This window comes from Streptomyces malaysiense (genome assembly GCF_000980885.2).
GTDB lineage: Bacteria > Actinomycetota > Actinomycetes > Streptomycetales > Streptomycetaceae > Streptomyces > Streptomyces malaysiense.
The window spans coordinates 14,503-29,798 of record NZ_LBDA02000051.1 but is presented as its reverse complement, the minus strand read 5'-3'; the positions used below and the strand labels follow the sequence as shown (position 1 = coordinate 29,798).

The window sequence follows — 15,296 nt, the reverse complement described above, 5'->3', positions numbered from 1 at the left end:
AGCACATGAACGCAGCCAGAGCCCACAGCCTCGGCGACGCCTTCGCCGACGTCGTACGCGCCCGCGCCGAGCACACCGCGCTCGTCCACGGCGACCTCCGCCTGACTTACCGCCACCTGGCCGGCTGGGCCGCGTCCGTCGCGGACCGGCTCTGCCGTGCCGGGGCCGTCGGCGCACCCGTCGGCATCCGTTCCCCACGGTCCGCTGGGGCCGTCGCCACCGTCCTCGGCGCGGTCCTCGCCGGATGCGCCTACGTGCCCCTCGACCCGGACGCGCCCGACGCTCGACTGAGCGCCCTGGTGGAGGACTTCGGCCTGCGCACCCTGTGCGTGGCGCCGACCGAGGCCGACCGGCTGCGCACGCTGCTGCCGGGGGTGCGGATCCTGACCGTCGACGCGGAGATGCCGGACCCCGCACCCCTCGCCGTCGCACCGAGCGCCCCGGACACGCTTGCCTACGTCATCGCCACATCGGGCACCACCGGGCGGCCCAAGGGCGTGCAGGTGGAACACCGCGGCGTCCTCACGCTCGCCCGGGCCCCCGAGGCGGGGTTCCGGCCCGACGACGTGGTGCTCCAGCTCGCCCCCCTGAATGTCGACCCGTCCGTCTTCGAGATCTGGGGCGCCCTGCTGAACGGGGCCACCCTCGTCCTGCCCGAAGCGGCCCGGCCCGGCGTCCACGACATCGGGCGGGAGGTGCGCCGGCATCGGGTGAGCGTGCTGCGGCTCGCCGCACCTCTGTTCGCGCTGGCCATGGAGCACATCACCGACGCGCTGCGTGGGCTGCGGCTGTGTGTGTCGGGCGGTGACCGGGCCTCGGCGAAGGCTGTGCGCGCGGCACTGCGCGAGCTGCCGGGCTGCCGGATCGTCAACGGCTACGGGCCCACGGAGACCACGGTCTACGCCTGCTGGCTTGTGCTCGACGCCCAGCACCCCTACGCCGAAGACTGGCCGGACGTGCCGATCGGCCGTCCCTTCGCCGACACCACCGTCCACGTGGTCGACCCCGACCGGCGGCCTGTCGCCCTCGGAGAGGAGGGCGAACTCTGCATCGGCGGGCCGGGCGTGGCCCGCGGCTACCTGGGTCGGCCCGACCTCACCGCCGACCGCTTCGTCCCCGAACCCGGCCGGCCCGACCGCACCGCCTACCTCACCGGCGACCGGGTCCGGCTGCTGCCGGACGGCAACCTCGCCTTCCTCGGCCGCACCGACGACCAGGTCAAGATCCGGGGCCACCGGGTCGAACCGGTCGAGACGGAACGGGCCCTGCTCGACCATCCCGCGGTCCGCGACGCCGCCGTGGTGGCGCACGGCACCGGCGACCGGCGCAGGCTCGCGGCGTTCGTCGTCCTCCGGGACGTGGCCCCCGAGCCGGACCTCATCGCCCACGTGGCGACACTCCTGCCGTCGCCGCAGGTCCCGGCGACGTTGACGGCGCTCGTGCAGCTGCCGGTCACCCCGAACGGCAAGACCGACCGGCCCGCCCTCGCCCAACTGGCTGGGCAGGCGTCCGACATGACTGGGTCCGGCCTCCCGGACACGTCCAGCGAGCGTGTCGTGGCTGACCTGTGGCAGCAGGCGCTGGGCGCCTCGGTCGGCACGGACACCGACTTCCTCGCCGCGGGCGGCGACTCGCTCACCGCCATGGTCGTACTGGCCCGCCTGGAGCGCGCGACCGGCGTGGCCCTGTCGGTCGGGGACCTGTTCCGGGCGGCTACGGTGCGCGGGCTCGCCGCGCTCGTCGACGCCGCCGCTCTGTCCGGGACCGGCACGCCACTCGCCGTGGAGCGGCAGCCCGACGGCACCTGCACCCCACCGGCCGCCGAGCGGCAGCCGGACACTCACGGCCGCGTTCCGCTCCTGCCAGGGCAGGAGGGCATCTGGTTCGAGCAGCAGGCCAGGCCCGGGAAGCGGTACGTCATCTCCCGCGCTTTCCTGGTACGGGGGCAGGTCGACGTACCCCGGCTGCGCCGTGCGCTCACCCGGCTCGGGCAGCGGCAGACGGCCCTGCGCACCGTCGTCCGGCAGCACACCGACGGCTGGTGGCAGACGCCGGACGCGGATCCCGGCGCCGCTGTGGACCACCACGACATGACCCGGATGCCGCCGGCCGAGCAGCAGCATCGGATCCGCGCGCTCATCGCCGCCGGGGCGGCCGCCGGCGAGGCGTCCCCGCTCGTCCGCACCCTGGTGGTCACCCTCGACGAGTCCACCGCCGTCGTCCACTTCGACATCCATCACATCCTCGCCGACGACTGGTCCCTCGACCTCTTCTTCACCGAGCTGTCGGCTCTCTACGACGACCCCGCGGCCCAACTCACGCCGCTGCGGCTGACATTCGCCGACCATGTGCGCGAGGCCCTGGACCGGCTGCCGGAACGCGAGCACGCCGCGCTGGAGTTCTGGCGTGGCGCCCTGAAGGGCGGCGCGGCCACTGCCGACCTCGTCACCGATCACCCCCGGCCGGCCGCACTCAGCGGCGCCGGCGACCGCGTCCGGCTGCGGATCGACGCCGCCGAGAGCGCCCGGTACGCCGAGGCCGCCCGCCGGCACGGCATCAGCCGCTTCATGCTCTGTCTGGCCGGCGTGTACACCGTCCTCGCCGCGCACACCGAACGCGACTCCCTGTGCCTCGGCAGCTTGGCGACGGGCCGCGGGCGGGCCGGTACCGAGGACCTCGTCGGCTACTTCGTGAACCTCCTGCCGATCCGGGTCGAGGCCACCGCGGACACACCGGTCGCCACCCTGTTCCGGCGGATCCGGGAGGCCTGCACCGCCGCACACGCCCACCACCACGTGCCCTTCCAGACGGTGTGCCGGGAACTCGGCGCCGCGGGTGTGTCCCGCGGATCCAGCCCCTTCCGCGCGGTCGTCAACCATCAGCAGCACCCGCCCCGCCCGCTCCGGCTGGGCTCCGCGCCCGTCGAGCCCCGGCCGCCAGCCGAAGACGACACCGCAAAGTTCGAGCTGACCTTCACCTTCCAGGAGTCGTCCCAAGGAATCACTCTCGACGTGGAGTTCAGCACCGACCTCTACCGCCGGGACACCGTCGAGCGACTCGCGGGCCAGCTGGTCGCGGTGCTGGGCCGGCTCGCCGACGCCGGTCCGGACACCGCCCTGCGCGACATCGAGTTGTTCGAACCCGGCGAGCGCGGACGGCTACTTGCCGCACCGGCGTCCGAGCGGCCCCCGGCCCACCCGGACACCACCCTCACCTCGCTGTTCGCCCGTACGGCCGCCGCCCACCCCGGCAAGACCGCCGTGGTGGGGGAGGAGGCCGCCCTCACCTACCGCGAACTCGACCGACTCGCCGACGAGATGGCCAACCGGCTCCTCGCCCGAGGCGCGCGCCCCGGTGAGCGCGTCGCCCTCTGCCTGGAGCGCACGCCCCTGCTGATCGCGGCCGTCCTCGGCGTGCTCAAGACCGGCGCCGCCTACGTCCCGCTCGACCCGGCGTATCCGGCCGAGCGGCTGCGGTACGTCCTCGCGGACGCCCGGGCCCGGGCGCTGGTGACCTCGAAGGACATCACCGACCGGCTGTTCCGACCCGGCTCGGAAACCGACGGCCTGCCGCCCGTCCTGGACATCGACCGGCTCGTGTGCCCCTCGGACGAGCCCCCGCCCGCGCGGGCGGGGGCCTGCGCCACCGACCCCGCCTACATCATCTACACGTCCGGCAGCACCGGCCGGCCGCGCGGCGTCGTCGTCTCCCATCGCTCGGTCGTCAACACCCTGCACGCCGGCCTCGCCCGCCACCCCTTCACGCCGGACGACGTCTGGCTGCAGCTCACCTCGCCCGGCTTCGACGTGGCGGCCTACGAACAGTTCATGCCTCTCGTCTCCGGCGGCACCCTGGTCTACTGCGCGGACGCCGCTCGCGGTGACGCCGCCGCACTCGTCCGAGCCCTGCGCGACTACGGCGTGACCGTGATGGTCATCGTCCCCTCGCTCCTGCGCGCGCTGGGCCGGCCGGACCTCGCCTCGGTACGGGTCCTGATCGTGGCTGGCGAGCCCGCCGACCCGCACGACACCCGTCACTACGCCCAAAGCCGCGTCGTCATCAACGGCTACGGCCCCACCGAGGCGGCGATCCTTGCCACCACCCACGAGGCCGGACCGGACGGGGACCGCGGCAGGATCCCGATCGGCCGGGCGCTGCCGGGAACCACCGCCCATGTCATCGACCGCCACGGCAGGCTCGCCGCCACGGGAGTCCCGGGGGAACTCTGGCTGGGCGGCGCGGGGCTCGCCCTCGGCTACTGGAACAACCCCGAACGCACCCGTGACCTGTTCACCACCGTCCCCGTCCTCGGCGACCGGCGCCTGTACCGCACCGGGGACCGGGTACGACGGCTGCCCGACGGCAACCTGGACTACCTGGGCCGACTCGACGGGCAGATCAAGCTGCGCGGCTTCCGCATCGAACTCGGTGAGATCGAAGCGACCCTGACACGCCATCAGTGCATCGGTGAGGCCGTCGCGGTGCTGATCGGCCAAGGTCCCGACGCCGATCTCGGCGTCGCCTACGTGGGCACTGCCGACGAGCAGGAGGCGCGCGCCCATCTGGTCCGCCACCTGCCCGGCCACATGGTGCCCCGGCTCGTCGTGCCGGTCCCGCACATCCCCACCAGCAGCCACGGCAAGGCCGACCGTACGGCGCTCGCCGCCCGCCTCGCGTCCCACGCGCGCGACCACGGCCCCGCCGAGGAGATCGGCCGCGCCGCGAATCCGCTGGAACAGGAGCTGCTGGCCCTGTGGCGGGAGGTCCTCGGCAGCGGCCCGTCCATCGGCCTGTCGGACGACTTCTTCGCGCTCGGCGGGCACTCGCTGCGTGTCATCCGCCTGCTCGGCGAGCTCGAACGACGTTACGGTCACCGGTTACCGGTCCGGGGCTTCCTCGCCGAGCCTACGGTCAGGGCCACCGCGCGCACACTCGCCCGCCCCGATGCCGGCACACGATCGGCGACCGTGCTCGCCGAAGACGTAGTGCTCGACCCCGGCATCACCTTCGCCGGGCCCGTCACCGCGCCGCGCCGCACGGACTCCGTCCTGCTCACCGGTGCCACCGGGTTCGTCGGCAGCCACGTCCTGAGCGAGCTGCTGGAGCGTACAGAGGGACCGGTGCTGTGCCTCGTACGCGCCGCGACGCCCGAAGCGGCCCGCGCGCGGCTGGCGCAGACGGCCCGCCGGTACGCGCTCGCCTTGGAGGCCGCCGACCCCCGGATCGTGCCGCTGCCCGGCGACCTCACGCTGCCCGGCCTGGGACTGGCGGGAACTCCCGGGCTGGACGCGGCCCGTGCGGCGGCCACCGTCCTCCACCTGGGCGCGGAGGTCCACCACCTCTCCGGCTACCAGCACCTTGCCGCGGCGAACGTCGGCGGGACCCAGGAACTGCTGAGGATCGCCGCCGAGGGCCGGGCCGCCCGCTTCCACCACGTCTCCACGCTCGCCGTGCTGTGCGAGGACACCCCGGACGGCCGCCCGCGCACTCTGAGCGAGTCGACACCGGCCGAGCACGAACGCCACCCGCGCGGACGCGGCTACGCCGCGGCGAAGTGGGCCGCCGAACAGCTCGTCCGCCAGGCCGTCGCCCGGGGAGCCGACGCCCGGACGTACCGGCTGGGCCGCGCCGGGGGCAGCGCGACGACCGGCGCGCTCAGCCGCGACGACATGCTCACCCGGCTCCTGGTGAGTTCGGCCGCCCTCGGCTGCTACCCCGACCACCCGGTCCTCGCCTCCGACGCCCTGCCAGTCGACGTGATGGCCCGCGCACTGGTGGCGCTGGCCCTCGCCGACGCCCCGCCAGGCACGGTCCGCCATCTGCACCATCCCCGCCGCAGCGGGCTTGGTGTCTTCCTCGCCGGCCACGACCGGCGCACCGGCGCCCGCACCCGCCCGGTCGCCCTGCGCACCTGGCTGGCACGGCTGGACGACGCGGTGGCCCGGGGCACCGAACTGCCCGCCCTGGCCTACCGGGAGCACCTGCGCGAGCTGTGCGACGCACCCGACCGGGCGCAACCCGCCGACTACCGCAACGAAGCCACTCTCGCCGCCCTGTACGCCCACGGCATCACTCCGCCCGACTGGGCCGACACGGTGGTCGACCGCTGGTGGCAGTACCTCGCACCGACCGGAGAGACGAGCGAATGACGGAAGTGCTGTATCCCATGGCCCGCCAGTGCCCGTTCGCCCCGCCCGAGGAGGTCACCCGGCTGCGCGACGAGCCGGAGGTGCCCCGCGTCCCGATCTGGAACGGCGTACGCCCCTGGCTGTTCACTCGCTACGAGGACGCCCGGCTGGTGCTGAGCGACCCCCGGTTCAGCGCCGACAAGAGCCGTCCCGGCTACCCGCTCTCCAGTGCTGTCGCGGCCGCCGAGACGGCCGTCGAGCCGACGCTGCTCATCATGGACAACCCCGAGCACGACGCGCTGCGCCGCCTGGTGCTCGGCGAGTTCACCGTCCGGCGGGCCGAGTCCTGGCGCCCCGCCGTGCGCTCCGTCGTCGCGGGCTGCCTCGACCGGATGCTGGACGGACCGCGCCGCGCCGACCTCGTGACCGATCTCGCGCTGCCCGTCGCGCTCTCGGTGATCTGCGAGTTCCTCGGCGTGCCCCTGGCGGACCGGGAGCTGTTCCGCTCGCTCACCCACACCATGAACGCCGTCGCGGGGACCACCGGGACCGCAGCCGCGGCCCGTCAGGAACTCCAGGACTACCTCGAATCCCTTGTGGCCGCACGAGAGAAGGACCCCGGGGACGACTTCATCGGGCGCATGGTGGTCCGGCATGTGGGCACCGGCGCGATGAGCCGCCGCACCCTGAGCGCAATGGCGTTGTTGCTGCTCACGGCTGGGCACGACACCACGGCCAACATGGTCTCTCTCGGCATCCTCACCCTGCTGCGCTACCCCGGCCGCTTCGCTGCCCTGCGCGGTCACGAGGACCCTCGGCAGCTCGCGGACACTGTGGAGGAGCTGCTGCGCCACCTCACCATCGTCCAGCGCGGCATCCGCCGGATCGCCACCGAGGACGTCGAGGTGGGCGACCGTCTCGTGAAGGCGGGGCAGGGGGTGATCGCGGCGATCAACGTGGCCAACCGGGACCCCTCGCGCTTCCCCTCCGGCGAGGACTTCGACCCGGACGTACGCGCCCACGGCCACCTCGCCTTCGGCTACGGCCCGCACCAGTGCCTGGGCCAGTCCCTGGCGAAGGTCGAACTCCAGGAGACCTACCACGCCGTCGCCCACCGGCTGCCGGAGCTGCGGCTCGCCGTGCCCGTCGAGGAGATCCGCTTCAAGTCGGACATGGCCGTCTACGGCGTCCACGAACTCCCCGTGACCTGGTGAAACCTCCGCACCCGGGTCGCCTGTCCGCCCTCTTGACCGCCAAGGAGCCAACCACCTTGAAGATCACCCTCGAACCCGAGCGATGTGTCGGAGCCGGGCACTGCGTCCTGTCGGCACCCGAGGTCTTCGACCAGGACGAGAGTGACGGCGTCGTCGTGCTGCTCGACACCGAGCCGGGCGCTGCGCTCGCCGACGCCGTCCACGAGGCGGCGGACCTCTGCCCGGCCCGCGCGATCCTCGTCGGCGGCGAGGACGGAACCCCGTGAGCCTGATACAGCGGCTGCGGGACTCGGTGGGCGACGCCGCCGTGCTCACCGATCCGGACGCGACCGAGGGCTACGCCCGCGACATGATGCCGCTCGCCCCGGCGGGCCGCCCCCTCGCCGTAGTGCTGCCCGCCGACACCGCCGAGGTGCAGGCCTGCGTCCGCGCGTGTGCCGAAGCCGACGTACCCGTCGTCCCGCGCGGTGCGGGCAGCGGTCTGACCGGCGGCGCCAACGCGGTGGACGGGTGCGTCCTCCTGGTCACCACCCGGATGGACCGGATCCTCGAACTCGACGCGGACAACCGCCTGGCCGTCGTCCAGCCCGGAGTCGTCAACCGGACGCTCCGGGACGCCGCCGCCGCGCACAGCCTCTTCTACCCGCCGGACCCCTCCAGCCTCGAATGGTGCACGCTCGGCGGCAACCTCGCCACGGACGCCGGCGGCCTGTGCTGCGGAAAGTACGGCGTGACCAGCGACGCCGTCTTCGGCCTCGAAGTCGTCCTGGCCGATGGCTCGTTGCTCACCACGGGCCGCAGAACCGTCAAGGGCGTGGCCGGTTACGACCTGACCCGGCTGTTCGTCGGCAGCGAGGGCACGCTCGGGATCATCACCGAGGCGACGCTGAAGCTGCGTCCGCTGCCCGCCGCGCCGGGCACGATCGTCGCCGCCTTCGACTCCGTGGAGCGGGCCGGGGAGGCCGTCAACCGCGTGGTCCGGGCCGGGCTGATGCCCTCCCTGATGGAGATCATGGACGCCACCTCCCTGCGGGCGTCCGCCGAGTTCCTGCGGGCGGACCTCGGCGCGGGCGACAGCAGCGCCCTGCTGCTGTGCCAGTCCGACGCGGGCGGCGAGCCAGCCTCCGCCGAACTGGACGCCATGGAACGGCTGTTCAAGGACACCGGCGCGCAATGGACGCACGCGACCACGGACCCGGCCGAGGGTGGTCTCCTGCTCCGGGCCCGCCGGGTGTCCCTGCCGGCACTGGAGGCGCGCGGAGCCTGCATGACCGAGGACGTGGCGGTGCCCCGCACCCGGATCGCCGAACTTATGGCTGGCTGCGAGAGGATCGGGGCGCAGGCCGGGCTGACCGTGGCCGTCGTAGGCCACGCGGGCGACGGCAACATGCACCCCACCGTCCTGTACGACGGGGCCTCGGCGGAGCAGTACGCCCGTGCCCGCGGCGCCTTCGACGCCATCCTCGCCCTTGCCCTGTCGCTCGGCGGCACCGTCACCGGCGAGCACGGCGTCGGCAAGCTCAAGACCGAGTGGCTGGAGAGGGAGCTTGGGCCCGTGTCGATGCGGGTCCACCGGCAGCTGAAGGACGCCCTCGACCCCGCGGGCCTGTTCAATCCGGGCGCGTTGTTCGCCCGCCGGCGCCCGGCTGGCGGGCGCACTCCGTGATCACCCGTACCGTCCGCGCAGTCACGGGGCTCCCCGCACCCCTGCGCACTCTGTTCTTCACCACCCTGATCTTCCGCACCGGCACCATGGCCTACCCGTTCCTCGCCGCCCACCTGCTGGTGCACGAGGGGCTCGGCAGGGGCACGACCGGCAGCGTCCTCGTCTGCTTCGGCGTGGGCGCCCTCGGCGCCGACCTGGCGGCGAGCGTCCTGCTCGGCAGGGTGACCGCCCGTGCGCTGATGCTGGGCGGCCTGGTCCTCAACGGGGCGGTCCTGGCCGTGTTCCCCTTCCTGCACGGCGTGGCGCCGCTGGTCGCCTCCGTCGTCGTGTGGGGCTTCGCATACGAGATCTTCACCCCGGCCGCGTACTCGGCGACCGTCGCCGCCGCCGGTTCCGAGGAGCGGAAGGTCGCGTTCTCCTGCTACCGGCTCGCCATCAACCTCGGGATGGCCGCCGGGCCCCTCGCCGGCGGGCTGCTCTTCGCCGTCGAGCCGCGGCTGGTGTTCTGGGCGAACGCCGGCTGCGCCCTGGCCGCCGCCGGACACCTCGCGACACGCTCCCGTGGAGCGCCGTCCGTGGCCCCGGCAGGACGCGACACCCCGAAGACCGGTGTCGTCCCGCGCACACGGTACGAGCGGACCCGTTTCTGGACGATCTTCGGTCTCTCGTTGCCCGTCCAGCTCGCCTACTCGCTGCCGTCCGTCTTCGTCTCCACCTACGTCATCGTCGGACTGGGGCTGCCCGGGTACTGGGCGGGCGTCGTCTTCGCCGTCAACGCGGCGGGCATCGTCCTGTTCGAGGTCCCTCTCAACGTACGGATGGCCAGGACGGGACACCTGCCCACCCTGCTCCTCGGCTACGGCCTCGCGGGCGCCGGCTTCCTGTCGATGGCGCTGTCGGGATCGGGTCCGCTGCTCGTCCTGTCCACGCTCGTGTGGACTGCCGGGGAGATCGTCGTGTTTCCGGGGCTCCTCGGCTACGTCAGCGAGCTGTCCGGCGAGGACTCGGCGGACCGCAACCTCGCTCTCTACTCCACCGGCGTCAACATCGCCTTCATCCTGGCGCCTCACCTCTCTCTGCTGCTCGCCCGGCCGTCCGCCCCCGGCATCCCGTGGGCCGTCGCGGGCGGCGCCCTGTGCGTCGCCTGGCTCCTGCTGACGGTGGCCCGCAGCAGCCCCCACACCTGGTACAAGGAGGAACCCTCATGCACCGACGCGATCTGACCCCGTTCATCGGCGTCGAATACACCGGAGTCACCTACGAGGACCTGCGGAGCGAGGAACTCTTCGCAGACGTCGTCGACTCCGTCCACCGGCGCGACCTGGTGGTGCTCCGGGACATCCGGCTGACACCCGAGCAGCAGATAGGGCTCGCCGCCCGCCTCGGCACCCCCGTCCCCTTCCTGCTGAGCGACTGGCGCCACCCGGAGTTCGCCGAGATCCTCGTCTCCTCCAACGAGCGCCGGAAGAACAAGCCTGTCGGCGTCCCCCGGGTCGGAAACTTCTGGCACCAGGACTCGTCGTACAACGCGCGTCCGGCCGAGTACACGGTGCTGCACGGGGTGAACGTGCCCGCGGAGCACGGCCACACCCTCTTCGCGTCCGCCGCCGACGTCCACGACCGGCTGCCCGAGGAGTGGAAGGCCCGCCTGGAGGGCCTCACCGGACGCCACACCCTGACCAGGCAGCAGCGCATCGAGCCCCGCCACGTGGGCCTGTCCATCGCCGAGATGCGGGCCCTGGTCGCGCACGAGTACCCGGCGGTCGAGCACCCCGTCGTCCGCCGCGACGCCTTCACCGGCCGGCACTTCCTGTATGCCGCCCGCGAGTACATGGAAGCGGTCGTCGGTCTTGACGCCAACGGCAACGAGGAGTTCTTCGACCTGGTCGACTCCCTGGTGCAGGACCCCGCGCATGTCTACGAACACCACTGGACGCGCGACGACCTGCTGATCTGGAAGACCGCGACCACCTACCACCGGGCGACCCACCTCCCGGAGGGCGTCGGCCGGACCGTGCACCGCATCAGCGTCGCCGCCGCCTGACCAGCCGCGCACGGAAAGGACCCGACCTTCCATGAGCCACCCCGCCCCGAGCCGTCCCGTCGGCGTCGTCGTCGACGGGTACTCGATCGGCAAGTTCCTGCCCGCCGCGCTCCGGCGGCTCGGCGCCGACGTCGTCCACCTCCAGTCCACCCCGGAGTTCCTCGCCTCGGTACCGCCCCCGGACCTCGGGCCGTACATCGCCAACGTGGTGCACGGCACCGGCGACTGGGACCGCACCGTCAAGGAACTCGCCGCCTACGCCCCCGTCGGCGTCCTGCCTGGTCAGGAGACCGGCGTCCCTCCGGCCGACGCTGTCGCCGAGCGGCTGGGCCTGCCCGGCAACCCGGCCGCGACCTCGGCCGTGCGCCGCGACAAGCACCGGATGATCGAGTCACTGCGGGCCGCCGGGCTGCGGTGCGCCCGGCAGCTGAAGTCCGCGGACGCCGCCGAGATCGTCGACTGGGCCGAGCGCGACGCCGGTTACCCCGTGGTGGTCAAGCCGCTCAGCTCGGCCTCCACCGACGGTGTCTCGATCTGCCGCAGCGCCGAGGAGATCCGCACCGCCGCGGCCGCCGTGCTCGGAGCCTACGACATCTTCGAGCGCCGCAACGCCGAAGTCCTCGCGCAGTCCTTCCTGCGGGGCCCCGAGTACATCGTGGACGTCGTCCGGGGCCCCGGCGGCGGGCGCCATGTGTGCGGGGTGTGGCGGTACGAGAAGACGGAGACCGGGACCAAGCGGATCTACGACAAGGACATCCTGCTCGACCCGGACAGCCCCGAGGTGCCCGTCCTCGTCGACTACGTGGACCGCGTTCTCGACGCCCTCGGCATCCGCTTCGGCGCCGCCCACGCCGAGGTCGTGCTGACCCCCGAGGGCCCCGCACTCGTCGAGGTCGGGGCCCGGCTCAACGGAGACATGGTGCCCGCCGTCCACGACACCTGCATGGACGGAAACCAGGCGGACCTGCTCGCCCTCGCCTGCGTACGGCCCGAGGAGTTCCAGCGCAGGTATGCCGGCCGCACGATGTACCGAAAGCACCGGGAAGCTCTCGTCGTGCACGGGCAGACCACCCGGGAGGGAATCGTCGAGGAGATCGACGAGGACGTCCTCGCCCGGATCGCCGCCCTGCGCACGGTCCGCCTGGCCGTGCCCCGGCTTCGCCCCGGTGACCGGATGCGCCCGACCACCGATCTGCTCTCCAGCCCGCTGCGGGTCTTTCTGGTCGGGGAGCACCCCGAGGACCTGCTCGCCGACCACCGGCGCATACAGGGCCTGCAGGACGGACTCTTCCGGCTCGCCGAGCCGGCCGGGGCGAAGCGCTGAGCCGGCCGTATAGCCCCACGCCGCACGCACGAAAGGAAGCTGCCCCATGGGTGTTCCCACCCGAGCCGATCTGGCCAGCATCCCCGACTACATCATTCCCGGCCAGCCTCCGGGCACGATCCTGCTCAACTCGAACGAGAGCTCCCTGCCGCCGCTGCCCTCGGTCGTCGAGGCGGTCACCCGGGCCGCAGCCGAGGGAAACCGGTACCCGCAGTGGTTCTCCGAGGACCTGGTGGCCCGACTCGCCGACGAGCTGCGGGTCCCGGAGTCCTCGCTCGCGATCGGCTGCGGTTCGGTGAGCCTGTGCCAGCAGCTCGTCCAGGCTTACTGCGCAGCAGGTGACGAAGTGTTGTGCGCCTGGCGTTCGTTCGAGGCGTACCCCGTATTCGCACGGGTCGCCGGGGTGCACGCCCGTACCGTCCCACTGGATGCTGAGCACCGCCATGACCTCACCGCCATGGCGGACGCCCTCTCCCCGGCGACCCGCGTGGTCTTCGTCTGCAACCCCAACAACCCCACCGGCACGGCGGTGAGCGCCCGAGAGGTGCGCGAGTTCGTGGAGCGGGTCCCCGACGACGTCCTCGTGGTCCTGGACGAGGCGTACCGTGAGTTCGTGACGGACCCAGACGTACTAGACGGCGTCCTGCTCACCCGTGAGCACGAGAACGTGGCCGTCCTGCGGACCTTCTCCAAGGCCTATGGGCTCGCCGGCATTCGGGTCGGGTACTGCGTCGGGGCGCCCGCCGTCGTCTCGGCGGTCAACAAGGTGGCGGTCCCTTTCGCGGTCGGTCGGCCGGCACAGGCGGCGGCGATAGCCGCACTGGCGGACACCGAGGGGGTGGGCGAGCGCTGCCGGACCGTGGCGGCGGAACGAGAACGAGTGCGGGAGGCGCTGCTGAGGGCGGGCTTGCGTGTCCCGGCGTCCCAGGCGAACTTCCTTTGGCTTGCCCTGGGTTACAGGTCCGGCGACTTCGCCGCGTTCTGTGCTCGACGCGGTGTCGTGGTCCGGCTCTTCGGGAACGAGGGGATACGGGTCACAGTCGGTCTGCGGCACGAGAACGACGTCTTCCTGCAGGCGGCGGAAGAGTTCGCTGCGATCACACTGCACGGGTAAGTCGACTCGTCGGTCATACCCGTACCTCGACTCCCCGAGGCTGGTAGCACACGTCCGCATGCCAAGAACCAGGTGTGACTGTGACAGCAAGATGACCAGGACCTGAGCTTGACTCTGACGCGTAAATAGGTGCAGGTCAGGGTCGGTGTGGGCAGCACTGGACGCCCGGTGGCCGTGGGGTCGCCGGGTGTCCGGGGTCGTCGGTCAGGCTGGCTGCTCCCTCGGGTTGAGGGTGACGGTGTAGCCGAGCTGGTTGAGCTGGTTGATCGCGCGGCGGGTGGCGCGTTCGGGGTCGCGCTGGGTGAAGTAGGTGCCGCCGAGCTCGTGGTAAGGGACGTTGTCGGTGAGCATGTGCCAGATCGCGGTGATGATCGAGTGTTCGACGGCGACCAGGGCCCGCAGCGGGCCGCGACGTGAGGTCAGCCGTTTGTAGCGGGCCTGCAGGTAGGTGTCCTTGGTTCGCACCGCGCCGAAGGCGGCCAGGCCGAGGGCGCCCTTGAGGTAGGGGTTGCCGGGGCGGACCTTGGTGTTCTTGGTGCGGCCGGCGGACTCGTGGTGGCCGGGGCAGACCCCGGCCCAGGACGCGAGGTGCCCGGCCGAGGCGAAGCGGGCCATGTCGCCGCCGGTCTCCGCGATGATCACCTCGGCGACGGCCTGGTTGATGCCAGGGACGGTGTCGAGCAGGTCGAGGGCGCCTCGGAAGGGGGCCATCGCCTCCTCGATCCGTTCGTCCAGCTGTCCGATGGCGTCGGTGAGCTGGTCGTAGTGGTCCAGGTGCAGCCGGGTGAGGAAGGCGTGGTGGTCGCGGAAACGGCCGGTCAGGGCCTCGGTGAGTTCGGGGATCTTGTTGCGGAGCTTGCGTTTGGCCAGGTCCGCCAGCGTCTGCGGGTCGCGCTCGCCGCGGATGAGGGCCTCCAGCATGGCCCGGCCCGAGACGCCCATGATGTCGGAGGCGACCGCGGCGAGTTTGATCCCGGTGTCCTCCAGCAGTTTCTCCAGCCGCTGGACGATCTGCCCGCGTTCGCGGGTCATCTGGGTGCGGGCCCGGGTCAGGTCCCGCAGTTCGCGCACCGGTGCGGGTGGCACGAACGAGGGACGGACCAGGCCGTGCGCGCCCAGCTGGGCCAGCCAGGCGGCGTCGGAGACATCCGTCTTGCGGCCGGGCAGGTTCTTGGCCTGCCGGGCGTTGACCAGGATCACGTTCAGGTCCTCGGCCAGCAGGTGGTAGAACGGCTTCCAGTAGTCCGAGGTCGCTTCGATCACGACGAGGGTGACCTCGGCGGCGACCAGATGATCCCGCAGGGCGAGCACGGCGTTCGTGGTCGAGCCCCAGGCCGTGGTCTCGTTGGTGAACGAGCCTCGCCGTTTCGTACTCGGGCTGCGGACACACGCCTTGGCGTCCTTCTTGCTGATGTCCACACCGGCGCAGCGTTCGTGCAGCACGTCCACGGCCCCGCTCCCTCCCTCACCGAACGGCCAAGCAGTACGCCGTTCCGGGAGGGCCAGGGTGGAACAGGAATTCTGACGCCCGTGCTTCGCAGCAACACTCCACGGTTCCCGTGGACAACCCTCAGCGCCACGCTGACCTGCGAGCTCACCGGCATCACAGAGCAATCGGCTTCGGCCGGAACGAACCCCACCAGCGTCCCGGACCGGCATCAACCCCCGTCAGGGCAGACAGGAAGCACCCCGGCGCGCGCCACGGCATTTACCACGCCCCCGGCGCGCACCGAAGGTGCGCTGGATCGCTGACCTGCTGTTATTTACGCGTCAGAGTCAAGCTAAGACATGCAACGAGGCCGCCAT

The 15,296-nt window shown here is 72.3% G+C and carries 9 protein-coding genes; 8 read left to right on the top strand and 1 reads right to left on the bottom strand.

The genetic code is table 11. The features are described 5' to 3' along the window. The first annotated feature begins 5 nt into the window (after nucleotides 1-5). From VT52_RS21235 to hisC, 8 genes are read left to right on the top strand one after another with little or no spacing between them, the layout of a single operon-like run. Nucleotides 6-6,149 (top strand): non-ribosomal peptide synthetase, encoded by a 6,144-nt coding sequence (locus tag VT52_RS21235; RefSeq protein ID WP_071387493.1) that lies wholly within the window; start codon nucleotides 6-8, stop codon nucleotides 6,147-6,149. After that, complete coding sequence (locus tag VT52_RS21230; protein ID WP_071387492.1) at nucleotides 6,146-7,342, top strand: cytochrome P450; 1,197 nt, start codon at nucleotides 6,146-6,148, stop codon at nucleotides 7,340-7,342. The genes VT52_RS21235 and VT52_RS21230 overlap by 4 nt, the downstream gene beginning before the upstream one ends. Before the next feature lie 56 nt (nucleotides 7,343-7,398). Continuing rightward, nucleotides 7,399-7,608, top strand: a complete 210-nt coding sequence (locus VT52_RS21225) for a ferredoxin (RefSeq protein WP_071387491.1) — start codon at nucleotides 7,399-7,401, stop codon at nucleotides 7,606-7,608. Beyond that, nucleotides 7,605-9,008, top strand: a complete 1,404-nt coding sequence (locus tag VT52_RS21220; protein WP_071387490.1) for an FAD-binding oxidoreductase — start codon at nucleotides 7,605-7,607, stop codon at nucleotides 9,006-9,008. Before VT52_RS21225 ends, VT52_RS21220 begins: the two co-directional genes overlap by 4 nt. Beyond that, nucleotides 9,005-10,231 carry an MFS transporter gene (locus tag VT52_RS21215; protein ID WP_079175163.1) on the top strand — a complete coding sequence of 409 codons (1,227 nt, stop codon included), beginning with the start codon at nucleotides 9,005-9,007 and terminating at the stop codon, nucleotides 10,229-10,231. Before VT52_RS21220 ends, VT52_RS21215 begins: the two co-directional genes overlap by 4 nt. Beyond that, complete coding sequence (locus VT52_RS21210; RefSeq protein WP_071387489.1) at nucleotides 10,213-11,052, top strand: TauD/TfdA dioxygenase family protein; 840 nt, start codon at nucleotides 10,213-10,215, stop codon at nucleotides 11,050-11,052. Before VT52_RS21215 ends, VT52_RS21210 begins: the two co-directional genes overlap by 19 nt. Nucleotides 11,053-11,083: 31 nt before the next feature. Further along, complete coding sequence (locus VT52_RS21205; protein WP_071387488.1) at nucleotides 11,084-12,376, top strand: ATP-grasp domain-containing protein; 1,293 nt, start codon at nucleotides 11,084-11,086, stop codon at nucleotides 12,374-12,376. Between the two features lie 46 nt (nucleotides 12,377-12,422). Further along, nucleotides 12,423-13,490, top strand: a complete 1,068-nt coding sequence (gene hisC, locus VT52_RS21200) for a histidinol-phosphate transaminase (protein WP_071387487.1) — start codon at nucleotides 12,423-12,425, stop codon at nucleotides 13,488-13,490. Between the two features lie 204 nt (nucleotides 13,491-13,694). Here hisC and VT52_RS21195 read toward each other — a convergent pair whose 3' ends face one another. After that, entirely contained in the window at nucleotides 13,695-14,939 is a 1,245-nt protein-coding gene (locus tag VT52_RS21195) for an IS110 family RNA-guided transposase (RefSeq protein ID WP_071387486.1), read from the bottom strand. Nucleotides 14,940-15,296 lie beyond the last annotated feature (357 nt).